The 24752-nt window shown below is 47.1% G+C and carries 23 protein-coding genes; 21 read left to right on the top strand and 2 right to left on the bottom strand.

The genetic code is table 11. The features are described from left to right. The first annotated feature begins 61 nt into the window (after window positions 1-61). A complete protein-coding gene (locus tag QFZ77_RS26140) occupies window positions 62-511 on the top strand; it encodes a YlbF/YmcA family competence regulator (protein ID WP_029195608.1) in 450 nt (149 codons plus the stop codon). A gap of 3 nt (window positions 512-514) precedes the next feature. Here QFZ77_RS26140 and QFZ77_RS26135 read toward each other — a convergent pair whose 3' ends face one another. Further along, window positions 515-1501 (bottom strand): asparaginase, encoded by a 987-nt coding sequence (locus QFZ77_RS26135; protein WP_307449865.1) that lies wholly within the window; start codon window positions 1499-1501, stop codon window positions 515-517. 65 nt (window positions 1502-1566) lie between these two features. Between QFZ77_RS26135 and QFZ77_RS26130 the strand changes: the two genes are divergently transcribed. The 5 genes from QFZ77_RS26130 to galU all read left to right on the top strand — a co-directional run bounded on the left by QFZ77_RS26130 (window position 1567) and on the right by galU (window position 5313). Next, window positions 1567-1830 (top strand): YlbG family protein, encoded by a 264-nt coding sequence (locus tag QFZ77_RS26130; protein WP_029195610.1) that lies wholly within the window; start codon window positions 1567-1569, stop codon window positions 1828-1830. A gap of 211 nt (window positions 1831-2041) precedes the next feature. Beyond that, the gene (locus tag QFZ77_RS26125) at window positions 2042-2479 is read left to right on the top strand and encodes a hypothetical protein (protein ID WP_307443835.1); all 438 of its coding nucleotides are present in this window, start codon (window positions 2042-2044) and stop codon (window positions 2477-2479) included. A gap of 112 nt (window positions 2480-2591) precedes the next feature. Continuing rightward, entirely contained in the window at window positions 2592-3503 is a 912-nt protein-coding gene (locus QFZ77_RS26120) for a selenium metabolism-associated LysR family transcriptional regulator (RefSeq protein WP_307443833.1), read from the top strand. A 74-nt stretch (window positions 3504-3577) separates the two neighbouring features. After that, window positions 3578-4435 (top strand): PHP domain-containing protein, encoded by an 858-nt coding sequence (locus QFZ77_RS26115; protein ID WP_307443832.1) that lies wholly within the window; start codon window positions 3578-3580, stop codon window positions 4433-4435. Continuing rightward, window positions 4432-5313, top strand: a complete 882-nt coding sequence (galU, locus tag QFZ77_RS26110) for a UTP--glucose-1-phosphate uridylyltransferase GalU (RefSeq protein WP_307443831.1) — start codon at window positions 4432-4434, stop codon at window positions 5311-5313. The genes QFZ77_RS26115 and galU overlap by 4 nt, the downstream gene beginning before the upstream one ends. A 119-nt stretch (window positions 5314-5432) precedes the next feature. On the opposite strand, the gene QFZ77_RS26105 is transcribed toward galU, so the two are convergent. Next, on the bottom strand, window positions 5433-7193 hold the full coding sequence (locus tag QFZ77_RS26105) for an Rqc2 family fibronectin-binding protein (RefSeq protein WP_307443828.1): 1761 nt from the start codon (window positions 7191-7193) through the stop codon (window positions 5433-5435). A gap of 182 nt (window positions 7194-7375) precedes the next feature. Between QFZ77_RS26105 and QFZ77_RS26100 the strand changes: the two genes are divergently transcribed. From QFZ77_RS26100 to fmt, 15 genes are all read left to right on the top strand, one after another. Beyond that, window positions 7376-10168 carry a calcium-translocating P-type ATPase, SERCA-type gene (locus QFZ77_RS26100; protein ID WP_307443826.1) on the top strand — a complete coding sequence of 931 codons (2793 nt, stop codon included), beginning with the start codon at window positions 7376-7378 and terminating at the stop codon, window positions 10166-10168. 159 nt (window positions 10169-10327) lie between these two features. Beyond that, entirely contained in the window at window positions 10328-11932 is a 1605-nt protein-coding gene (locus QFZ77_RS26095) for a spore germination protein (protein ID WP_307443823.1), read from the top strand. Further along, window positions 11859-13139: a Ger(x)C family spore germination protein gene (locus tag QFZ77_RS26090; RefSeq protein WP_307449862.1), complete on the top strand. Its 1281-nt coding sequence runs from the start codon at window positions 11859-11861 to the stop codon at window positions 13137-13139. The genes QFZ77_RS26095 and QFZ77_RS26090 overlap by 74 nt, the downstream gene beginning before the upstream one ends. 6 nt (window positions 13140-13145) lie before the next feature. After that, window positions 13146-13364 (top strand): hypothetical protein, encoded by a 219-nt coding sequence (locus tag QFZ77_RS26085; protein WP_307443820.1) that lies wholly within the window; start codon window positions 13146-13148, stop codon window positions 13362-13364. 29 nt (window positions 13365-13393) lie between these two features. Beyond that, the gene (locus QFZ77_RS26080) at window positions 13394-14488 is read left to right on the top strand and encodes a GerAB/ArcD/ProY family transporter (protein ID WP_307449859.1); all 1095 of its coding nucleotides are present in this window, start codon (window positions 13394-13396) and stop codon (window positions 14486-14488) included. Window positions 14489-14598: 110 nt separating this feature from the next. After that, entirely contained in the window at window positions 14599-15429 is an 831-nt protein-coding gene (gene dapF / locus QFZ77_RS26075) for a diaminopimelate epimerase (protein ID WP_307443817.1), read from the top strand. Between the two features lie 35 nt (window positions 15430-15464). Beyond that, complete coding sequence (locus tag QFZ77_RS26070) at window positions 15465-17339, top strand: bifunctional homocysteine S-methyltransferase/methylenetetrahydrofolate reductase (RefSeq protein WP_307443813.1); 1875 nt, start codon at window positions 15465-15467, stop codon at window positions 17337-17339. A gap of 41 nt (window positions 17340-17380) precedes the next feature. Further along, window positions 17381-18253, top strand: a complete 873-nt coding sequence (locus QFZ77_RS26065; RefSeq protein ID WP_307443811.1) for a YicC/YloC family endoribonuclease — start codon at window positions 17381-17383, stop codon at window positions 18251-18253. 33 nt (window positions 18254-18286) lie between these two features. Then, window positions 18287-18547 carry an extracellular matrix/biofilm regulator RemA gene (gene remA / locus QFZ77_RS26060; protein ID WP_009672664.1) on the top strand — a complete coding sequence of 87 codons (261 nt, stop codon included), beginning with the start codon at window positions 18287-18289 and terminating at the stop codon, window positions 18545-18547. Beyond that, on the top strand, window positions 18537-19175 hold the full coding sequence (gmk, locus tag QFZ77_RS26055) for a guanylate kinase (protein ID WP_307443767.1): 639 nt from the start codon (window positions 18537-18539) through the stop codon (window positions 19173-19175). Before remA ends, gmk begins: the two co-directional genes overlap by 11 nt. Beyond that, on the top strand, window positions 19176-19403 hold the full coding sequence (gene rpoZ / locus QFZ77_RS26050) for a DNA-directed RNA polymerase subunit omega (RefSeq protein WP_171648715.1): 228 nt from the start codon (window positions 19176-19178) through the stop codon (window positions 19401-19403). A gap of 68 nt (window positions 19404-19471) precedes the next feature. Beyond that, entirely contained in the window at window positions 19472-20692 is a 1221-nt protein-coding gene (gene coaBC, locus QFZ77_RS26045; RefSeq protein WP_307443765.1) for a bifunctional phosphopantothenoylcysteine decarboxylase/phosphopantothenate--cysteine ligase CoaBC, read from the top strand. After that, on the top strand, window positions 20692-23205 hold the full coding sequence (priA, locus tag QFZ77_RS26040) for a primosomal protein N' (protein WP_307443763.1): 2514 nt from the start codon (window positions 20692-20694) through the stop codon (window positions 23203-23205). The genes coaBC and priA overlap by 1 nt, the downstream gene beginning before the upstream one ends. Window positions 23206-23246: 41 nt before the next feature. Beyond that, complete coding sequence (def, locus tag QFZ77_RS26035; RefSeq protein WP_307443760.1) at window positions 23247-23729, top strand: peptide deformylase; 483 nt, start codon at window positions 23247-23249, stop codon at window positions 23727-23729. Continuing rightward, entirely contained in the window at window positions 23726-24703 is a 978-nt protein-coding gene (gene fmt, locus QFZ77_RS26030) for a methionyl-tRNA formyltransferase (RefSeq protein WP_307443759.1), read from the top strand. The genes def and fmt overlap by 4 nt, the downstream gene beginning before the upstream one ends. Window positions 24704-24752 lie beyond the last annotated feature (49 nt).

Raw genomic sequence — 24752 nt, 5'->3', positions numbered from 1 at the left:
GGAACTGTGGTATAGTAGAGATGTTATCTATTCTTTGAGAGGAAGGATGTTGATCGTAGTTATGTTACAGACAATGGAAGCAGAAACAATAGATATGTCGGCCGTTCTTATGCAGGCTTATGACATGGGTGATATGATTAATTCCTCTGCTGAAGTGGCAGATTATTTATATTGGAAGATCGCTGTGGAGAACAGCGCGGAAGTTCGGGATCTTAAAGCGGTTTTCGCCAGAAAGAAAGATGCTTTCGAGGAATGTGAACGCTTCGGGCATTACCACCCAAGCTATCACGAAGCATTAGCCGCGGTGAATGAGATTCAGGAGAAGCTGCATGCTGTTGAAGCGGTGCGTAGGTTCAAAGAAGCGGAAGACCGTTTGGACGATTTGCTGTTTACGGTTTCAACGACGATCGCGCATGCGGTCTCCGATACGATTAAAGTCCCAAGTAATAATCCACTTCCAACTGGCAAAGGCTGCAGTTCCGGTGGAAGCTGCAGCGGGAATTGCGGGTAAAAACTAAAACTGGAAATCGGGGCGGATGATTCCGACCTCGGTTCCCTGCCAGTTATGAATAGTAGGGGTATGATAGGATGCAAGTTCGCCTACTTCGGATTCCGAGAGCAAGCTTAACTGCTTCAAAGCTTCGACGACAGCGGGATACAAGGCCCGAACGGTACCGTCTTCGATCTTTAAGACAAAGCCTAGTCCCTGCTCAGGAATTGTGATGGCGAAGATGCCTTCTGCTCCCATCTTGCCGATGATACGGCCACCCGTAACCTCGATTAATCGCGTATCGAAGCGGTCGCTTCCCGCGAGGAATTGAGGATATTTTCGCACCGCGGCGACAATTCTTTGGCAAGCGTTTGCACGTGCTTGCGGCAATTCGTCAGGGCGGCCTAATCTGGCGAAGGCAAGTGCCAGTTGGTCAATCGTCATACCGAATACGGGCACCCCACAACCGTCAATCCCGAGATGCATCTGCGGCTTCGGCACGCCGGTCATGGCACATACCGCATCTAGCATAAGCTGCTGTACAGGATGCTGGATGCTCATGTAGGTATCCGGCGATGCACCCAGGTGTGCACTTAGCGCTAGCATGCCCGAATGTTTGCCCGAGCAATTGTTGTGCAAGGTTGTCGGGGACTCTCCTCGCTCGCGCATCGCCTTTGCAGTCGGTGCGTGGTAAGGATCATGTGCACCGCACTGCAGGTGCTCATGATGGTAACCGAGCTTGCCCAGGATACCCTGGGCCGTGCTCACGTGCTCAGCTTCCCCGTTGTGGGAAGCGCAGCATAAGGCGATTTCGGCATCAGTGAGGCCGAAATGATCAGCTGCGCCGGATTCAATCACCGGCAATGCTTGTAAGAGCTTCGCTGTCGAACGGGCGAAGGTGAGCAGCTGCGGGTCGCCTGCTTGATGCAGCAGCGTCCCCCCAGCGTTAACGACCGCGAGGTGGACGCGGTGAATACTTTCTGTTATGCTTCCACGGAATATGCGGACCATGGTGTCAGAAGGCTTCATGTAGTGGTATCACTCCATACTAGGATTATTGAAAAGAGGTTGCAATCATGATGATCGAGCGTAGCGGATTAATCATTTGGGTAAACGATATCAAAGCCGCCAGAAACTTGGAACGGTTCGGTTCCCTTCATTACATATCCAAGAAAATGAATTATGCCGTTCTTTATATACATGCCAGCAAAGTAGATGAGACAACACGGAACCTGTTGAAGCTCCCGTACGTCAAAAAGGTAGAGAAGTCTTACCGAAACGAAATTAAAACCGAATACAGTAGTGATGTGCCGGACAAAACTAGATTTTACACCCTTTGAGGCTGCAGTGCAAAACGAAAGCTTCGTAAGAAGCTTTTTTTATTTTTTGAATTTTTAGAAAATAAGCATTTTTTCATGATTTCACAAATATTTATTAATAATTTTATATATTCTTTCATAGGAAAAAAAGTTATAATCAAGTAAAATATAACTTACAGGCACATAGGGAATAGGTACACGGTCTCATTTTAGTAGGAAAGGGGTTGTGATCATGAAAGACAAGGTGATGGGGAGATGGAGTACTTATGAACCATTCTTCGTACAGCTGGGTGACAAGAAAGTGGCGGATGTCGTGATCACGAATCATGCTAAGCTGAGATGGAGTGATCGTATTTCTAGCGAAAACAATTCACTCGAGGAAATTTGTGCTTTTCTGTGGGAAAAGCTTAAAAATGATAGCATCGTCCCTTATTATCGCAATGAAGAAGACGTTTATCTCATTGATGACGACCTTGTTGTTGTTGCCGAGTTTTCCCATCTGGAACATGAAACTGATCTTGTGGGCAATCCGCTTCACAAAATGATTATTGTTACTTTCCTTGGGAAAATGTCGGAAACGATGGAGCTTCGTGATTTGAAGTCTTATTACTCTTGGCTTAGACACTCACGTCGCATGACACTGATCAAGAACAGTCGTAAGCGTCGATAGCCGAATAGGTTGCTTAACTGGAGTGTGTCGATGAAGGCATGCTCTTTTTTGCGTCTTAATGGACTGTGTGCTTGCGATTTCATATAATGGAAACAAAGAGAGGCGGGTTTACATGGCACTTAATTTTCATCAACTACATATCTTCTTTACCGTGGCGGAGAAAGGCAGCTTCTCTCATGCGGCGGGAGCCCTGCATATGACACAGCCTGCTGTGACCATGCAGGTACAATCACTGGAAGATTATTTCGGCGTCAAGCTATTTCACCGCAGCACCAAGAAGATCGAGCTGTCCGAAGCGGGACGAGCACTGCTGCCTTTTGCTAAAAACAGCATTGAGCTTATCCGTGAGACCGATGTTGCCATGTCCAAATTTACGAAGATGATTGAAGGACGGCTGCAGTTGGGCGCCAGCTTGACGATGGGGGAATACATTTTACCTCGCCTTCTTGGGCCCTTCAGCAAAGACTATCCTAACATCTCCGTATCGATGAAAGTGATGAATACGACCCAGATTTTGGACGAGGTCCTGGGTCATCAGCTCAATTTCGGACTTGTCGAAGCGCCCATTCATCATCCGGATGTCCATACCGAAGCAATTCTTAGTGATGAGCTTAAGCTCATCGTGCCTGCGGACCATCCGTTAGCCGATATGGAGGTTGTAACTCTGGAGGAGCTGCTGAAATATCCGTTTGTTCTTCGTGAGCAAGGATCCGGGACGAGAAGAGTGATGGAAGAGGAGTTCGCGCGCTGCAACATGGATTGTTCTTCCATGAAGATTGTCATGGAGCTTGGCAGCACAGGTGCTATCAAATCTGCTGTTGAAGCGGGTTTGGGTATATCCATTCTTTCCCAGTCATCCGTTAAGCATGAAGTGACGCTAGGCCTTTTTAAAGTGAAGCAGATCGAGAACATTGCTTTCGAACGCAGCTTCTATGCCATTTACTTGAACTCTACGCTGCTGCCTATATCGGCAGTAAGCTTCATGACCTTTTTGCGACAAGAGGATTTGAGCCGCTTCCTTTAATATTTTACATAAATCTACAGTTCACTAATGATAAGTTCATAGTTGTCATTTCCGATGAAGGAAGGGAATAGAAAATGTCTGCAAGAATCGAAGCGGATTTACATACACATACGACAGCATCAGATGGGACTGAGCGCCCTGCGGCTAACGTTCAAATGGCTTTTGATGCTGGACTAGGCGCTATCGCGATCACGGACCATGATACGGTCTCAGGTGTCGCAGAGGCGCTCTTAGCGGGGCGTGAGCTCGGTATTGAGGTTGTGCCAGGAGTTGAAATCTCCACGGTTGCGGGTGGGCAGGATATCCATGTGCTGGGTTATTATATTGACATTAATAATGAGCAATTTCTTCAGAGACTGGCGTCTTTGCGAGAAACGAGAGATACCCGCAATAATATGATTATTGAGCGCTTACAGCAGCTCGGACTAGACATTACAATGGCGGAAGTACTGCGGGAAGTAGAGAATATTAAGAGTAAGGGCGACACAGTTGGAAGGCCTCACATCGCTGCGGTGCTGCTGAATAAAGGCTATGTGAGCTCGATTAGCGAGGCTTTTGACCGGTATTTAGGCACTGGTGCTGCAGCTTATGCCAATCCACCAAGGATCGAGCCAGCTACGGCGATTGGGTGGATCCAAGAAGCGGGAGGAAAGGCCGTCCTCGCCCATCCAGGTATTTACCATGATGATACCCTTGTAGAGGCAATTATCCATCAAGGCCTGAATGGTATTGAAGTCTATCACTCAGACCATACGCCGGAAGAAGAAGCGAAATATCTCAGCCTTGCACAGCGCTCCGGACTTCTCATAACGGCTGGTTCCGATTTCCATGGTGAACGAGGCGGTGTAGTATTCCACGCACCTATCGGTTCAAGGCGAATAGGAATCGATGTTTTACAACGCCTAAAACCAGAGAAGGAGCAGCGTACATGAAGAAAATTCGCAAAGCTATTATCCCTGCAGCAGGTCTGGGAACTCGTTTCCTGCCAGCTACAAAGGCGCAGCCCAAAGAGATGCTGCCTATTGTTGATAAACCTGCCATTCAATATATCGTGGAAGAAGCGATCGAATCTGGCATTGAAGATATTATTATTGTCACTGGACGCAATAAGCGTGCAATTGAAGATCATTTTGACAAATCGGTTGAACTTGAGATGATGCTGGAGGAAAAAGGCAGTACTCAGCTTCTCGAAATCGTGCAATCCGTTTCGAATCTGGCCGATGTTCACTATATTCGGCAAAAGCAGCCTCTCGGACTTGGTCATGCGATTCTATGCGCCCGCAAATTCATTGGGGATGAGCCATTCGCTGTTCTGCTTGGCGATGATATTCTCCAATCCTCGCCGCCAGGACTTAAGCAAATGATGGACATTTATGAACAATCCGAAACGTCCGTCATTGCTGTGCAAGAAGTGCCATGGGAAGATGTAAGTAAGTATGGTATTGTCTCTCCCGCAAGCAGCTTAGCCAAGTACCAGTTGATAGAAGATCTGGTTGAGAAGCCTGACCGTGATCAGGCGCCTTCGAATTTAGCCGTTATTGGGCGATATATCATTATGCCGGAAATTTTCGGCATTCTGGAGAGACAAGAGCCTGGCCGCGGCGGCGAAATTCAATTGACTGACGCTTTGCGTGTACTCAACAGGCAGCAGCAAATGGCTGCCTATCTGATGCAAGCTAAGCGCTACGACGTTGGCGATAAGATGGGATACATAGAAGCGACCATCGAACTTGCCTTGCAGCGTCCAGATTTACAGGACCAAGTAAAAGCTTATCTATTATCTCTGATTCGTCAGTTGGAATTGAAATAGAGAAACGCTTATGTGTCGATCGGCAGAAAAACAGCCGTGTTGGACATGGTTATTTCATAAAAATATGACACACAAAGAACCTAGCGGGTTAACTCGCTAGGTTCTTTATTCTCCCAATTTTATTTTATCGTAACGTTCATCTGCTTAATCATGTTCTCATCCGGCGTCACGAATAGCGTCTTCTGATTCACATAGATGACAAATCCGGGCTTTGCCCCATTTGGCTTGTGAACATGTTTAATGGCTGTATAGTCAACTGGGACTTGGCTGGAATGCTTGGCTTGACTGAAATAAGCGGCCAATTGGGCTGCCTCCAGCAGGGTAGTTTCTGAAAAACTATCGCTGCGAATCACGACATGGGAGCCAGGAATATCCTTCGTATGCAGCCAAGTATCCATCGAAGAGGCAAGTCGATTCGTTAAATATTCGTTCTGCGTATTATTTTTACCAACATAGATAGGAACACCTTCACTGGAAAGGTAGCAGGCCAAAGCCGGCTTATCTTTCTTTTTCTTTTTACGTTGTTTTTTGTTACGGTCACGTACATAACCTTGCTCCATAAGCTCATCGCGGATCTCTTCGATATCGGTCAAAGAAGCGACACTAAGCTGCTGCAGCAAGGAGTTTAAGTACGTAATCTCTTGATGGGTTTGTGCAATTTGTTCCTCGACAATCGCCGTGCTGTTTTTCATTTTTGTGTACTTTTTAAAATACCGCTGTGCATTTTCAGAAGGGTTCAATAGCGGATCCAGCTTTATTTTTATCAAAGCCTGGTCCTCATCATAGTAGTTGATAATCTCGACCTCGCGATCCCCTCTTTTTATCAGGTGAAGGGAGGCCGTCAACAGCTCGCCGAGAATCCGATATTTGTCGGCATCTTTAGATTCATCAACGGTTTCTTGAAGTTTTTCCAACTTTTTAACATTTTTATTCGCTTCGTTATGCAAAAAACGGAGCAAATCAGCCACACGTTGTTTGACCGTATCTCTTTCCGCTTTGTCGCCATAAAAGTGCTCCAAACAATCACTTGGTGTCGCATATGACGTGGAAATGCCGGTAATGTGTCTTAAGGGTGTCATGGCAAAGAACAATTTACCGGTACCTTCTTGCTCTACAATAACGGGTTTGTACCGATGCTGACGTACAGCCGTCATGACACCATCGAAAGCTGTCCACAAGGCCGCTAGGTCATCTCCTTGTTCGTTGTTCCCGTCTTGACGGCTGCGGAATACGATTTCTTTGGCAATCAAAGGACTTAGCCCACTGAATGCAGCGACTAATTTGTGTTCAGGTTTCTCCTTGGACTCTTCTTGACCTGAATCTTGACTAAGAGCATGCTGGAACGTGGAGGCATCGGCCTCTAGTGGATTTTGTTTGTCCTGCTCAGGCGGCGTGACATACTTGCTTCCCGGCATGACAATCCGATAAGAACTGATGGCAGGAGTAACGTGATGGATGCCGTCTAGAATTGTTTCCGTTGCCGGGTCCAGCAGAATAATATTGCTGTGTCGCCCCATGATTTCCACAATGATATGTTTGGTGCTCATATCTCCCAATTCATCGCGATGACGAATTTGCAAACGGATGACACGCTCCATGCCTATTTGTTCCACGGCTTCAATAACGCCGCTCTCACAGTGTTTGCGAAGCAGCATACAGAACATAGGAGCATCCATTGGATTTAACGAGGACTGCTCGGTGATTTGGACCCTTGGATAGGTAGGATTTGCTGAAAGAAGTAGTTTCACATTTTGCCCTTGTGCTCGGATGTGCATAATAATGTCATTTTCAGTGGGCTGGTGAATTTTATTGATTCGGCCTCCTACACACATTTGCAGTTCGTGAACAATTGCATGAAGGACTAGTCCGTCTAAAGCCATGATACATACAACTCCATTCTAGGTTGAAAACTTTGCTAACCTCTATGATGCCATACTTTTCACAAAAACTTAAGCGTTAGTCGGCAAGAAAGATGATTTCAGGGATATTTTCCTGCTTGTCTGAATACATTTACTTATGAGTTAATGGCGAGATTATGTGGAAGTGGGAGGGAGAAAGGCGGATGAGTCAGAATAATTGGTACCAGTTGACGTCGGAGGAAGTCCTGCAGTCACAGCAGGTGAACATGCAGCAAGGATTGCCCTGGGAGGAAGCTTGGAAGCGACAGGCAGAAGTTGGTCGAAACGAGCTTTCCGAAGGGAAGCGTGTTTCTCCGATTACACTGCTTTTGAATCAATTCAAAGATTTCATGGTGCTGGTCTTATTGGGGGCGACCTTGATTTCCGGCTTGTTGGGTGAATATTTAGATGCCATTACCATTATCGTCATTATTGTGATGAATGGCATTCTTGGCTTTACACAGGAATTTCGGGCGGAACGTTCATTACGTGCACTTAAAGAACTGTCAGCCCCTAACGCAAACGTTTGGAGAGAAGGGGCTATTCATCAAATACCGGCTCGCGATTTGGTTCCAGGCGATATTATTTTGCTCGAAAGTGGCGACCGGGTGCCGGCAGATGTGCGGTTTCTGGAAACAAATGGCTTATATATCGAGGAGTCAGCCTTAACAGGGGAGTCGGTAGCCGTCGGTAAAATAACATCGGCTATATCTAACGATGAAGTACCTCTTGGGGATCAGCGTAATCTGGGTTTCATGGGTACGATGGTCGCGCGTGGAACAGCCAAAGCCATTGTTGTTCGTGTCGGGATGAGCACGGAGATGGGAAAAATCGCTGATCTGATTCAAAATACAGAATCAATGGAAACGCCGCTTCAGCATCGCTTGGAACAGCTTGGGAAGATTCTGATCATTGTCGCGATTGCTTTGACAGTCCTTGTTGTTATCGCAGGTATTATGCATGGACAACCACCTTATGCGATGTTCCTGGCCGGTGTCAGCTTAGCCGTCGCCGCTATTCCTGAAGGACTTCCGGCTATAGTAACCATTGCGCTTGCACTCGGCGTACAGCGAATGATTAAGCGTAAAGCCATTGTAAGGAAATTGCCTTCTGTAGAGACTTTAGGTTGTGCCTCGGTCATCTGCTCTGATAAAACAGGAACGCTGACTCAGAATAAAATGACGGTTACCCATTTATGGGTGGGCGGCGACGTGTTGGAAGTGACGGGTGACGGTTATACGCCGGTTGGGGATATCCAATTAAGTGGACAAAACACCGATGCGCTTAAGAATCCATCACTCAGTAAACTGCTTCACGTGTCCGTGCTTTGTAATAATGCAACTTTGTATGAGGAAAAGCAGGAGTTGAAACGGAAGAAGGGCAAGGATGGCAAAGATGGCGTCGTCTCTGTTTGGAACATCAAAGGGGATCCAACTGAGGGCGCATTAGTTGTCCTGAGTGCGAAAAGTGGCATTACCCAGGAATCGCTAAGCGAGAAGTATAAGCGTATCGCCGAATTTCCTTTTGACTCTGATCGCAAAAGAATGTCTGTACTTGTGACTTCAGAGCATGGTCGCATGGCTTGCACGAAGGGAGCTCCTGATGTTCTAATTCAACACTGCAGCTACATTCTTTGGGATGGAAAGGTAATTCCGTTCACATCTACACTTAAACAGAAAGTGATTTCTGCAAATGAAGGAATGGCCAAATCCGCTCTGCGGGTGTTGGGGATTGCGTACAAAGAACTTAAGAGCAGTGACCGATACGAGGAATACGATGATGTGGAAAACAGTCTGATCTTTGTCGGATTAACCGGCATGATTGATCCGCCGCGTAAAGAAGTTCGTGAGTCGATCTCGAAGTGCCGTAAAGCAGGCATCAAAACGGTCATGATTACAGGGGACCATCAGACAACAGCTGAGGCGATAGCTAAGCAGCTTGGCATGCTTCCTGCGAATGGAGTCAGTATGAGTGGTCAGCAGATTGCGGGTCTCTCTGACGATGAACTGGATGCTAAAGTGAATGATACCTATGTGTATGCGAGGGTATCCCCTGAGCATAAACTGCGTATCGTCAAAGCTTTGCAGCGCAAAGGGCATGTAGTGGCCATGACAGGGGATGGCGTGAACGATGCGCCAGCGATCAAAGCTGCGGATATCGGCATTGCGATGGGGATTACAGGGACGGATGTATCCAAGGAAGCTTCGTCTTTAATTCTCAGTGATGATAACTTCTCCACGATCGTTGCAGCGATTGAAGAAGGACGCGGTATTTATGAAAATATTCGTAAATTCATTCGGTATCTGCTTGCCTCTAATGTGGGCGAAATTATGACGATGTTCATTGCGATGATGGCCGGTCTGCCTTTGCCGCTTGTACCTATTCAAATTCTATGGGTGAATCTTGTCACCGACGGCCTTCCTGCTATGGCGCTAGGTGTTGATCAAGCGGAAAAGGATTTGATGCAGCACAAGCCACGCTCGGCGAAAGAAAATATTTTCGCAAGACGATTAGGTTGGAAAATTATTTCCAGAGGTATTCTTATCGGCGTTTGCACCTTGGGTGCTTTCTGGCTCGTATTACGAGTCAACCCATCTGATGCCGAGACCCTGCTGAAAGCGCAAAGCGTCGCATTTGCCACTTTGGTAATGGCTCAACTCATTCACGTATTTGATTGCCGCAGTTCACGCTCTATTTTCCACCGTAATCCTTTTCAAAATCGTTACCTTGTTCTCGCTGTGCTTTCCTCGCTTATATTGATGCTGGCCGTTATGTATGTGGAAGCTCTTCAACCTATCTTCAAAACGGTTCCACTTGGTTGGAAGGATTGGATTCTGGTTCTGATCGCCGCTGGCATTCCGACCTTCTTAATGGGGCTGGGCAGTGTGCTGTCGCCAAAACGCAACAAGAATTCACGTTCTGTTTCGTATAATTCTTCCAAGCCAAGTTTTAGATGATTAGATGTATACATTAAAAGCCGCCTTTGGGCGGTTTTTTTCGTTAATAAGGCAAAGTAGCAAGTTTGCTGGGTGGGGATGAGACGGGGCAATGTAAGTGTATGAAATAATTACCTATTGGTGAAATTATGTACAAGCATGGAAGGAGCGTACCACATCATGGGAATTATTAAATTTTTATCCAATAAGTTCAAATTAAGTGTGCTAACCCATCATAAGCAAAAACCAGGCGACGATGATTCACTGAGTTTAAAAAAGGATCTTAAGGAAAACATTCAAAGGATCAAACAGACTTTTGGAAACAGCGCGGATATCGTGGTTAGAGAATGGCGTTCCGAGGGTTCCAACGCTGTCGAAGTGGCCATTATCTATGCTAGTGGGCTAGCCGATGTCAAATTAATTAATCAATTTATAATAGAACCCCTGATGGCATTAGATCAGAACCAGCATTTCTCGGGTCTACAATCGCCAGAAGGAAATCATTTAGATGAATTTAAACAGCTGCTGCTGCCCGTTGGCGGAATTCATGATGGATTAAACCTAGATATGCTGCTGTCAGGTATTTTGTGTGGAGACACCGTTCTCTTATGCCAAGGCTATGATCAGGGTTTAATCATTACTTCAAAAGGCTGGGAAGATCGCCCCATTCAGGAGCCGAGCTCCCAAACGGTGATACGAGGTCCCAAGGATGGATTCACTGAAAATATAACAACAAATATTGCATTAATTCGGCGAAAGATTAAAAATCCTAACCTCTGGATAGAGGGATTTATTGTCGGTCGAATCACGAAAACCAGCGTTTCTATTGTATACATCAATGGCATAGTAAAAGACCACGTGGTGAAAGAGGTTCGTGACAGAATTGGACGTATTCAAATAGATGGCATCTTGGAAAGCGGCTATATCGAGGAATTGATTCAGGATAAGACATTTACACTTTTTCCCACGATCTATAACACTGAAAGACCTGATGTGATTGCGGCTGGACTTTTGGAGGGGCGTGTTGCGATTCTTGTGGACGGGACGCCGTTTGTTCTCTTGGTTCCAGCTATATTTCCGCAATTTTTTCAGTCTGCGGAAGACTATTATCAGCGTTCCGATATTTCTACCCTATTGCGTCTTCTGCGGTATTCAGCTTTGCTGATTGCCCTGCTGGGACCCCCCTTGTACATTGCGATTACAACGTTTCATCATGACATGCTGCCTCCGCGATTATTGATTAGTCTTTCGGCTCAGCGGGAAGGAATACCATTCCCCGCATTTGTTGAAGCTTTAATGATGGAATTAACCTTCGAACTTTTGCGCGAGGCAGGAGTCCGGTTACCTAGAGCAGTTGGACAGTCGATCTCCATTGTTGGAGCGCTGGTCATTGGTCAAGCAGCCGTACAAGCCGGAATCGTATCGGCCGCCATGGTGATCGTTGTCTCCATCACCGCGATTGCCAGTTTTACAATTCCGGCCTACAACATGGCTATTCCCATTCGAATTTTACGATTTGGGATTATGATCCTAGCGGCTTCCTTCGGTTTGTTTGGTATCATTGCAGGGATCATCGCGATCGCCCAACATCTCTGTCAATTAAATTCTTTTGGAGTTCCCTACATGTCTCCATACGCTCCTGTTTTAACAGATGATTTAAAAGATGGGGGGATACGTGTTCCTTGGTGGAAAATGAATGCACGTCCTGTGACTGCGAGTAAGCAAAACCAGATTCGTCAGAGTCATTCGTCTACAACGGACCCAGACCCTGAAGGGAGAGTTTAATACGAAAAGAAGTCTTTATGTAACGTTTGTTACTCTCGTTTGCATGGTGCTTATAACCGGGTGTTGGAATCGTCGCGAGTTGAATGATCTCGCAGTTACCGTTGCTATTGGTGTGGATAAGAATGGCAAGCAAATTATGATTTCCAATCAGATTCTGAACGCGGGAGCCATTTCGGGTAAAGAGGGAGGTTCTTCTTCCGTTGCTCCGGTCACTTTGTTTCAAGAAAAGGGAGACGGATTTCAGGAGGTGGCAAGAAGAATGACGACGAGAAGCACAAGAAAAATCTATGTAGGACAAATGCAGATCCTTATTTTCGGAGAAAAATTCGCAAGGGAGGGCGTGGGTCGGGTACTGGATCACATCTCAAGAGATCATGAATATCGCAAAGACTTTTATGTCATCATTGCTCGGGGAGCTGAGGCGCAAGACATTCTTAAAGTGTTCACCCCTTTGGAAAAAACGCCGGCCACGAAAATGAATGCTTCCCTAGAAGTCTCATCGAAAGCATGGGGGGCGACTGCAGCGGTTAAAATTGACGATTTTACTTCTAATATCATCAGTAAAGGAAAGGAAGCCGTGTTGACAGGAATTACGCTAAATGGTGACCCCCAGGTCGGCAATGATAAAGGGAATGTAGAAAAAATTTTCTCGCCTGCCCGAATCAAATACTTCGGGATCGCTGTTTTCAAAAAAGATAAGCTTTTGGGTTGGTTAAACGAGGAGGAAAGCATGGGATTTAATTATACCCAAGGGGAGGTGAAAAGCACTGCAGTTCTGCTGACTTGTCCTAATGAAGAGAACCACATGACGGTGGAGTTAATGCGTACCAAGAACAAAACGCAGGTTGTCATGAAAAATGGGAAGCCTATTATTAGCCTGAAAATAAAAGCGGAAGGTGCAGTGACCGACGCTCAATGTCCCATGGACTTAACGAAGCCGTCTTCCATCTTACAAATGGAACAATTAACGCAAAACAAAATAAAGGCTTCCATTCTAGCTGCGATAAAAACGGTACAAACCCAGTATAAGTCTGATATTTTCGGATTTGGCGAAGAAGTCGAACGTAATTTCCCTGAATATTGGGAGAAGGCAAAAGATAATTGGGATGAAAGGATGTCCTCGTTGCAAGTAGATGTTCAAATCGAAGTGAAAATCAAGCAAATGTTTAAAACATCAAAATCTTTTTACGAAAGAATGGGGGAGTAGCATCCATTGTGGCGTGTAGCTGCGTTTTTGGCGATTAGTATCATGATGATAGTTATCGAAGTGCCATCACTTATGAAAAGTAAAAAGCGCAGGGAGCTATGGACATTTTTTATCTTGCTTTTTGCCGGGCTTACATTAGGTATAACAGTGAGTTTGGGAGTAGAAGTCCAAACACCTTTAGAATGGATTAAGAAAATTTATGGACCCATCAGCAAAGGCGGATAGGCTAATATGAAAGCGAGACTGTGAACCCAATGTTGGAAAACGAGATGATTCAAGCCAATCAATTTAAAAAAATGGTGTCCATCTTTATTATTGGTACCTCCATCATATTGATTCCGACGATACTTGCTTCTGAAGCTAAACAAGATGCTTGGATTTCCGCTATTGTCGGCATTATAGCTGGTCTTTTACTTGTGTGGATATACAATGCGCTTGGCCATCTGTATCCCGGCAGGAGCTTGGTGGAATTAAGTCGAGACATTTTAGGTTCTTGGCTTGGTTCATGCGTGTCTTTGTTGATGGTTTTTTACTGTTTCATTTTAACTACTCTCGTCTTGCGAAATCTCGGTGATTTTCTAACCTCTGCCTTATTACCGGAAACTCCGATTCAAGCGATACATATCGTATATCTATGCATTGTAGTTATAGGTGTGCGTTATGGCCCTTCCAACATAGCCCGTACCGTGGACCTTTTTTATCCATGGATTCTTATTCTTTTTGTTCTGTTCGTCATTTTGCTCGTCCCCAATTTTGAATTCAAACATCTGCAACCGATTTTGGCAAAAGGAATAAAGCCCGTTCTAAACGCCTCTTACCCCTATATTGCTTTCCCCTTCATGGAACTTATTCTATTTTTGATGATCTTTCCGCTTGTGAAGGAGCCAAAGGCAGCAGGAAGAGCATTTTTGAAGGGAACGTTCAATGGAGGACTCATTTTGTTCGTCATTACATTTCTCTGCCTTTTAGTTTTGGGAGCGGAGAACACGGCCAGCAATTTGTATTCAAGCTTTGAATTGGCCAAAAAAATTAAAATAACCGAAATCATTCAGAGAGTTGAGGTTATCATAGCCGCTATTTGGTTTATAAGCATTTTTCTAAAGTTGATTCTTTGTTTTTATATATTAATCTCTAGTCTTTCACAGACTTTGAAACTTTCCGATTATCGATCAATGGCACTACCTATGGGAATGATCCTCTATTCTGCTTCCATCATCATTTCACCCAATATAAGCTATCTAATATCATTTGACATCAAGATTTGGCCGTTGTTTGCCCTAACTTTTGGACTTTTCTTCCCCTTATTGCTTCTAGGGATTGCTTTAATCAAGAGGAAAAGATATTCCTAATAAGTGCTTTAAACCCCATTCTATTGACCTTTTGTGTCAAAAAGACTATGCATCTTGAAGCTTTTACGCTATGATAATGGCTAAACCGCATACTGGGAGTGCTATTAACAATGAATTTCACAAAAATGCATGGTCTAGGCAACGATTTTATCGTAGTAGCTGGTGAGAATGAACTTCCTGCTGATGCAGATCAGCGTGCGATCCAGCTGTGCAATCGTTTTTTTAGTATTGGAGCCGACGGTATTGTCTATATTCTTCCTTCTGACAATGCTGATTTCAAAATGCGCATTATAAACTCCGACGGATCTGAAGCCGAGCAATGCGGCAATGCCATCCGCTGCGTTTCTAAATATGTATACGATCATAAGCTAATTGATAAAACGGAGATTACCGTTGAAACACTTGGCGCAGGCGTACAAAAGGTCCAATTAAATGTACAAGATGGCAAAGTTCGGACTGTTCGCGTAGATATGGGTCAACCGATCCTGAAAGGCCTTCAAGTCCCAACTACGGTCGATGAAGCTAAAGTTATCAATTACCCGATTGAAGTTGACGGGAAAGAATTTCGTTTTACAGCTGTTTCGATGGGGAATCCGCACTGTGTCATTTATGTGGAGGATGCTGTGAATTTCGATCTTGCCACATGGGGGCCGAAGCTTGAAGTTCATCCGATGTTCCCGCGTAAAATCAATGTTGAATTCGTAACGGTGAAAAATCGTGCTTACACGGATATGCGCGTTTGGGAACGGGGAGCAGGTCCTACACTTGCTTGCGGAACTGGCGCTTGTGCAACGCTTGTATCCTCTGTGTTAAACGGTTTAACGGATCGCGAAGCGACGGTTTCGCTCAAAGGCGGAGAGTTGTTTATTGAATGGAATGAAGCGGATAACCATGTTTATATGACTGGACCTGCGGAAGAAGTGTTTACGGGCACGGTTTAAGTTAATTACATTTTTTAGTAGGTGGGGAATTTATCATGAAATTGGATCTTCGTACGGCGCTGCAGCGGGACATTTTGGTCGGTGACGGCGCTATGGGGACTTATTTATATCAGATGGGATTTCCTGTCGGCATTTCTTATGAAGAATTGAATTTGCTTAGACCGGAAACGGTTGCTGACGTGCACCGCCGTTATTTTGAGGCAGGTGCGCGTCTTATTGAAACGAATACATTCTCGGCTAATCGCGAAAAATTATCCAAGTACGGACTAGAAGGCGATGTTGAAGCCATTAACCGCGCAGGTGTTGAGCTAGCCAGAAAAGCGGTTGGCGACGAAGCATATGTCGTTGGGGCTATTGGATCTATTCGTGCGGGCAAGCGCAAAAACGTTCGTACGACGGATGTTGAGGAATCACTCCGCGAGCAGATTGGCATCTTACTGGATTCGCCTGTGGACGGGCTTTTGCTTGAGACTTTCTACGACTTGGAAGAGCTGCAGCTTGCGCTGCGCATCATTCGCAGCATGAGTGAGCTGCCTGTCATTTGTCAGTTCGCTAACGAAGGCACCGGCAGCACACAGGACGGCGTTCCGCTGCAAGAAGCGTTCCAACGGTTACGCAACGACGGGGCTGACGTCATCGGCTTCAACTGCCGCGTCGGCCCGAACGGGATTCTCCGTTCGATGGAGAAGTTAACTCCGATCGCTGGCATCCCGTTCTCCGCGTTCCCGAACGCGGGGCTGCCTGACTACGTCGACGGGCACTACACCTATGCGGCGACGCCTCAGTACTTCGCTGAGAGCGCGCTGCGCTTCGCCGACCTCGGCGCGCGCATCATCGGCGGCTGCTGCGGCACCACGCCGGAGCATATCGCCGCCGTCGCCAATGCGCTGCAAGGCTACGTCCCGGCAGCGCCTGGTACGATGGCCTCGGCGCGACCTGTGCGCGTGAGCGAGCCCGCTCCGGCGAAGCCTGCGCCGCCGGCAGGCAAACCTTCGCTGCTCGAAATCGTGAAGCAGCGCAAAACCGTCATTGTCGAGCTGGATCCCCCTCGGGATCTCGACATCGAGAAATTTATGCAGGGGTCGAAGGCCCTGCAGGATGCGCATGTCGACGCCATTACGATGGCCGACAATTCACTGGCCGTGACGCGCATGAGCAATCTGGCCCTCGGTTACCTCGTGCAGGAACGCTTAAGCGCGCGTCCGCTGATCCACATCGCGTGCCGTGACCGCAACATGATTGGGACACAGTCCCATCTGATGGGTCTTCACGCGCTGGGCATCGACCACGTGCTGGCCGTGACCGGCGATCCCGCCAAATTCGGCGATCTCCCTGGGTCTAGCTCCGTTTACGATCTGACCTCATTCGAGATTATTCGGATGATTAAGCAGCTTAATGAAGGCATTGCCTTCTCGGGTAAGCCGCTAAAGCAGAAGGCCAACTTCGTTGTAGGGGCTGCTTTTAATCCGAATGTGAAGCATCTGGACAAAGCGGTTCAGCGCTTGGAACGCAAAATTGAGGCAGGCGCCGATTACATCATGACGCAGCCCGTTTACGACGCCAAGCTGATTGAACAAATTTATGAAGCGACGAAGCATTTAAATATACCGATTTTCATAGGTATTGCTCCGCTGGCTAGCGGAGGGAACGCTGAATATCTGCACAATGAAGTTCCAGGTATTCGGTTGTCCGATGAAGTGAGAGAACGCATGAATGGACTCAAAGGTTCAGAAGGGCGGGCAATGGGCGTTGAGATTGCCAAAGAGCTGCTGGATGCAGCAATGCCTTTCTTTAATGGCATCTATCTGATGACCCCTTTTCTGGCCTATGAGATGTGCGTAGACCTGACCAAGTATGTATGGGAAAAGTCGAATCGGCATGATTTCCACTTGTACCCACTTTCAAAATGAATTAAAATAGGTTAATGGATGTGATAAGGATGATTTGCAGTATGACCGGATTCGGACAAGCGAATCGTTCTTTTGCGGGATACAACGTGTTTATCGATGTGAAATCGGTCAATCATAGGTATAGTGAAGTGTCGATTCGACTGCCGAAGGAATGGGCGGCTTTTGAAGACGCTTTGAAGAAAACGGTGCTGCAAGCGGTGAAGAGAGGACGGGTAGACGTCTTCGTCACGGCGGAACGTGAAACGGCTTCCCCGAAGAGCGTAACGGTTAACTTTGCTTTGGCAGATGCCTATTTACAGGCTGCGGAGCAGTTGAAGGAGCGTTATGGGTATGCCGAGCAGGTCGAGCTCAATGATTTATTGAAACTTCCGGATCTCATTCAGATGAAGGAGTCGCGTAAGGAACCTGATGAAGAGATTGAACAGGAATTATGCGCCTGCTTGCAGGAGGCCGTTGCCAGATTATCCGACATGCGGCTGCGGGAAGGAGCGTTTCTGGAGCAAGATATTCGTGAGCGCTTGGCGGAACTGAAGCGAATCCATGTGGAATTGGAAGCTTTGGCACCTCAGGTGGTTCAAGACTATGCGGCTAAGATGACGAACAGAATTCAGTCTCTTCTACAGGATCAGACGCCTGTGGATGAGCAGCGCTTAGCGACAGAAATTGCGATATTCGCAGATCGTTCGAATGTGGATGAGGAATTAACTCGACTGAAAAGTCATTTTGAGCAATGTGATCAATTGCTTACAGAGAAAGAGCCTGTTGGACGAAAGTTGGATTTCTTGATCCAAGAAATGAATCGAGAAGTGAACACGATCGGATCCAAGTCCAATCACTCGGAGCCTACGGCTAGAGTGATTACGATGAAAGCAGAGCTTGAGAAGATGCGCGAACAAATACAGAATATCGAGTGAAGCGGCATGGAGCTTCGCGAGGAGGAAGTCGTAATGGCTATCAAATTAATTAATATCGGGTTCGGCAACATCGTATCGGCGAACCGCATTATCTCGATCGTAAGTCCGGAATCGGCTCCGATCAAGAGGATCATTCAAGAAGCGCGTGATCGTCACATGCTAATTGACGCTACATATGGTAGAAGAACCCGTGCCGTTATTATCACTGACAGCGACCATGTGATTTTGTCGGCAGTACAACCAGAGACGGTAGCGCATAGACTTTCCAACAAGGACGATGATCATGACGAGTAATACGAATACCCTTGAGCGTGAGAGAGGCATTCTGATTGTTCTATCCGGTCCTTCCGGTGTCGGCAAGGGAACCGTTTGCGCCGCGCTGCGCAAGTGCTCACCGGATATCGTCTACTCGGTATCGGCCACAACCCGTTCTCCTAGACAAGGGGAAGTGGATGGTGTGAACTATTTCTTCAAAACACGGGAGCAATTTCAACAGATGATCGAAACGGATGAAGTGTTGGAATGGGCTGAATATGTAGGTAACTTCTACGGCACTCCGAGACGTTTTGTTGAGGAAACGCTGCGCTCCGGTCAAGATGTCATCTTGGAAATCGAAGTGCAGGGTGCTCTGCAAGTTAAACAAAAGTTTTCCGAAGGTGTTTTCATTTTCTTGCTGCCGCCTTCTCTAGATGAGCTTGAGAATCGCATTGTAACGCGTGGTACGGAGACGGATGAAGTCATTCGCAGCCGCATGTCGGTGGCTATAGACGAAATTCGCTTGATGGAGCACTATGACTATGCGATTGTGAATGACCATGTAGAAACGGCTTGTTCCAAAATACAAGCGATTCTCTTAGCAGAACATTGCAAAAAAGATCGGATGTATCCAAAAATCGTACAATGGATGGATGAGGTGAATTGAATGCTATACCCTTCAATTGATAAACTGCTTGATATCGTGGATAGCAAGTATTCACTGGTTGTAGCTGCTTCCAAAAGAGCAAGATCCTTGCGTGATGGCGCTAAATCAAATTTGAAAGGCCAAAAGGCCCACAAACATGTTGGTGTTGCGTTAGAAGAGCTATATGGTAACTACATCGGTTATGAAAAAATTGAGACGACAGAGACTGAGAAATATCAGAAGAAATAAATTGGTTTACCCAACAACCCTAGTGGTTGTTATTTTTTTCTCAAATTGTGCGTAGAAAGGGGATACCTATGAGTGTACTGCATGGTAAAACGATTGTGCTCGGCGTATGCGGAGGCATTGCCGCTTATAAGGCTGCTGCTTTAACGAGTAAATTGACACAAGCTGGTGCAATTGTGCGTGTTATTATGACCAAATCAGCTGTTGAATTCGTAGCGCCGTTAACGTTTCAAACGCTGTCACGTCATCATGTTTTTGTGGATACCTTTGATGAGAAAGACCCTTCGGTTGTATCGCATATCAACTTGGCGGATAGTGCTGACCTCGTGCTTGTTGCGCCTGCAACGGCGAATATGATTGGCAAGCTAGCGCTTGGTCTTGGCGATGATATGCTCAGTACGACGCTGCTTGCAACCATGGCACCGATATGGGTAGCGCCTGCAATGAACGTGCATATGTATGCGAATCCAGCTGTACAGCATAATATGCAGACCTTGCTAAGCCGTGGAGTGCGGTTTATTGAACCGGGAGAAGGGCAATTAGCTTGCGGTTACGTTGGAAAAGGACGGCTTGCTGAACCTGAGGAGATTCTTGCTGCGGTTGAGCAGTATTTTAAGGGGGAGCCAAGGCGCTTAGAAGGACAACGTGTCCTTGTGACTGCCGGTGGCACCGTTGAACGTATTGATCCGGTACGGTACATTACGAATGACTCCTCCGGCAAAATGGGCTACGCTATCGCTGAAGAAGCGGTGCGTATGGGAGCCAAGGTGACGTTGATATCAGGACCATCCGCTTTATCCGCGCCTGATGGCGTTCAGCTTATCAATGTTCAGTCTGCTTTGGATATGAGAGAGGCCGTGCTAGCTCATTTGGATGAGAGTAACCTCATTGTTAAGGCCGCTGCGGTTGCCGATTACCGCCCAACGGTTATTTCAGAGCAAAAGATCAAAAAGAAGTCGGAATCGCTAACGCTAGAGCTGGTTAAAAATCCGGATATTTTACAGGAAATCGGTATGCTCAAAAAGCATCAGTTCATCATCGGGTTTGCTGCGGAGACGGAACGTTTAGACGAGCATGCGATGGACAAGCTGAACCGTAAAAACTGTGATCTCATCGTTGGTAATGATGTATCACAGGAGGGTGCGGGCTTTAGCGGAGATACGAACGTGGTCCGGTTCTATGATCGTAATGGGCTTGTAGAGGCCCTTCCTATACAAAGTAAGAAAGATGTGGCACGTAGACTGCTCGAGCTTGCGGCGGATCGTATGCATACCGCAGCGGGGGAATCCTGATGTACGCCAAAGTCATTGTCGATGTCCCAGCGAAACAAACGAACCGGGCATTCGACTATGAAGTACCCGCATCACTGAGCAAATGGGTTGAAGTGGGCAGTCGCGTTGGCGTACCTTTCGGCCCTCGGGTGCTGCAAGGCTTTGTCGTCGAACTGCTTGAGGAAACGCAGGTGGATGTGACTCGCATTAAGCCGATTCAGAACGTCCTGGACTTGGTTCCTCCGCTCACGGAGGAACTTGTGAGTCTGGGGAGGTGGGTCAGCCGCATGTACTTGTGCCATGAAGTTACGGCACTTCAGGCGATGCTGCCCGCTGCGCTTAAAGCGAAATATGAACGTGCGATTGGGGTCGGGGAGGAGTCTGGCGAGCAATCGCTGCTGGACATGTCGGATCTCCAAGAGATTGTTAGTTTCGTTAAGTCCAAAGGTTCAGTCTCGATGGATGCTTTGATGGAGCGTTTTGCAACTGACGGCGCCCTCATTAAACAACTGCTGAGCGCAGGTATCCTAACGGAAGTACAAGTGGTCAAAGACCGAATGAACACCAAGAAGGCATTGACCGTTTTCCCTCCAGTTGGAGGCAGTGGATTGGAAGAGGCTTTGGCCGAGCTTCCTGCCAGAGCTAACAAACAGCAGGATGTGCTGCGATATTTGATGGAGCATCCACACGCGATTCGGCTTACGGAGCTGATGGAAACGGTGGAGGTCGGCGCAAGCACGGTCAAAAGCTTGGCGGATCGCGGGTGGATTGAGCTGCGTGAGGTCGAAGTGATGCGCGACCCCTATGCGGGTCGTGCTTTCACGCGGACGAAGCCGCTTCCTTTAACGGAAGAACAGAGCAGTGTCTTTGCGGAAATTAGGGATGCTGTAGCGGAGGAACGGAATGAGGTATTTCTGCTGCATGGGGTTACGGGCAGCGGTAAAACCGAAGTCTATTTACAATCCATTCAGCAGTGCTTGGATATGGATAAAGAAGCGATTGTGCTCGTTCCTGAAATTTCACTGACGCCGCAGATGGTAGAAAGATTTAAAGGGCGGTTTGGCGATTTGGTCGCCGTCCTACACAGCCGGTTATCGAATGGTGAACGGTACGACGAATGGCGCAAAATTATGCGTAAGCAAGTGAAGGTTGTAATCGGCGCTCGTTCGGCGATTTTTGCTCCTTTTACGAGAATTGGCCTTATTATCATTGATGAAGAGCACGAATCTTCCTATAAGCAAGAGGAGAGCCCCAAATATCACACCCGTGATGTGGCGGTTCAAAGAGCGAAGCAGCAAAACGCCGTCGTTGTACTCGGTTCCGCAACTCCTTCTCTTGAAAGTATCGAGAAAACAAGGCGACGCCGCGACAGGGATAAACCTCCCTTTCGGTTGTTGACGATGCGGGAACGCGTGGCCAGCCGACCGATGCCCCCAGTAGCTATTGTTGATATGCGTGAGGAGCTGAAAAACGGAAATCGTTCTATGTTCAGCCGTTCCTTGTATAAAGCGATCGAAGATCGGTTACAAAAGAAAGAACAGATTGTTTTACTGCTGAATCGGCGTGGGTATGCGACGTTCGTTATGTGCCGTACATGCGGTTTCGTCTCGCAATGTCCGCATTGTGATATTTCACTAACCTATCATCAAAGCTCGCGCATGCTGCGTTGTCATTATTGCGGCTATGCGGAGCGTGAGGTTACGCAGTGTCCTAGCTGTCAGTCGGAGCATATTCGTCATTTTGGAACAGGAACACAGCGTGTTGAAGAGGAGCTTAGTAAGATTTTCCCCGGGATTCGGGTCATCCGCATGGATGTAGATACCACGACGGAGAAAGGTTCACATGAAAAATGGCTGACGATGTTTCGCGAGAAGCAGGCGGATGTGCTGCTTGGCACGCAGATGGTAGCCAAAGGGCTGGATTTTCCTGACGTGACCTTAGTGGGGGTTATTGCAGCGGATACGGTACTTAATCTGCCGGATTTCCGTTCAGCGGAGCGGACTTTTCAGTTATTAACACAGGTTGCAGGCCGGGCGGGTCGTCATGAAAAGCAAGGAGAAGTGTTCGTCCAGACATACACACCTGAACATTACAGTGTGCAATATGCAAGCAGGCACGATTATATCGCTTTTGCGAACCATGAGCTTGATATACGTGCAAATTTAGGCTATCCGCCTTATCAACGTTTGATTCTGGTCACTTTTTCGCATGAGCAAGTCCCGCTCTTGGTACGTTCTGCGGAGGCTTTTGTAACGAGACTGAAAGAGATTGCTCTTCCGTATCGGGCCCAACAGGTTGATTTGTTTACGAACACGTTGTCCACGGATCAATCTTTTCAAATGGATGTGTTAGGACCTGTTGCATCGCCGATTTCGCGAATCAAAGATAGATATCGATTCCAATGCGTGGTAAAATATCGGGGGGAAGATCAGGCTGCAGAGATCGTTGCTAAAGCAGTAGCTTGGTTTGAAGAGCGCTCAGCGAAAGAAAAGCTGCTGATTAGCGTGGATGTTGACCCGCAATATTTGATGTAATGAACCCCAAATAGAGAAGACTTCAAAGGTAGGTGCACATTATGGCTATTCGTATTATTGTTAAAGATCCAGATCCAGTGCTGCGTGAGAAAGCCATCACGGTTACGAAATTTAATTCCAATCTGCATAAACTTCTTAATGATATGGCAGACACGATGTATGAAGCTGAGGGCGTAGGCCTTGCTGCCCCGCAAATCGGTATTCTTAAACGCGTTATCGTCATGGATTGCGGAGAAGAACACGGTGGATTGATTGAAATGGTCAATCCTGAGGTTGTCACTTCAAGTGGTGAACAAATGGGGCCGGAAGGCTGCTTAAGTATTCCCGGACTTCGCGGCGATGTACTTCGGCCGCTCCATGTTACGGCCAAAGGCCAAGATCGTCATGGGAATCCGATTGAAGTGACGGGTACGGATTTGCTGGCTCGCTGCATTTTCCATGAAATTGATCACTTGAACGGTGTTCTGTTTACGGATCTTGCAACCAAAACGTATACGGCTGAAGAAGAGGAAGATTCCGAGTGAACATTATTTTCATGGGCACGCCTGATTTCGCAGTACCCTCTTTGCGTCTTCTCTTGGAGGAAGGCTATAACGTGACGACGGTTGTCACACAGCCGGATCGGCCGAAAGGACGCAAGCGCGTCCTGACGCCGCCACCGGTTAAGGTGGAAGCAGAAAAGCATGGGATTCCGGTCCTTCAGCCGGAGAAATTGCGTCAAGCGGATTCGGTTGAGCTTTTGAGACAATTAAAACCGGATTTGATTGTGACAGCCGCTTACGGACAGATCTTGCCCAAAGCGGTTTTGGACCTGCCGCAGTACGGGTGTATTAACATCCATGCTTCGCTACTGCCCAAATATCGAGGCGGAGCGCCGATTCATCACGCTGTGCTTCGGGGGGAAGCCGTAACTGGCGTTACGATTATGTACATGGCCGTAGGTCTTGATACCGGCGATATGATTTCAAAGGTGGAGCTTCCGATTGAAGATACGGATACGACGGGCTCATTATTTGAAAAGCTAAGCATAGCCGGTGCTGATCTGCTTAAGCGTACACTGCCTGATTTACTGGCAGGACGTATCCAGGCTGTCGCTCAAAATGAGGCAGATGCCATTTATTCTCCGAATATCCGCAGGGAGGACGAATTGATCGATTGGTCGCGTTCTGCCGCCCAGCTTTGGAATCAAGTACGCGGCTTAAACCCTTTCCCCGGCGCTTACACGCTCTGGAACGGGGAAGTTATGAAAGTGTGGGCGAGCGCGAATCCGAAAAGTTCTTCGGAGCCAAGAAGCCGAAGCTTCTCTGGAATCAGCGGAGATGCACCTGTTCCTGGAACTGTACTTGGCAGTAGTGAGCAGGGCATTGAAGTGATGACGGGTGAAGGTACGCTGTGGCTGACTGAGATCCAACCTTCAGGCAAAAAGGCGATGCCCGTGTCAGAGTTCGTACGAGGTGTGCAAATCCCAGCTGGTACGGTATTCGGACACAGTAACTAAAGCAACTAAAAAATGAGGTATTCGATTTGTCAACGCAAAAACCAAATCG

Origin of the sequence: Paenibacillus sp. V4I3, from assembly GCF_030817215.1 — a bacterium.
Classification (GTDB): Bacteria; Bacillota; Bacilli; order Paenibacillales; family NBRC-103111; genus Paenibacillus_E.
This window is presented reverse-complemented; position numbering and strand designations above follow the sequence as displayed.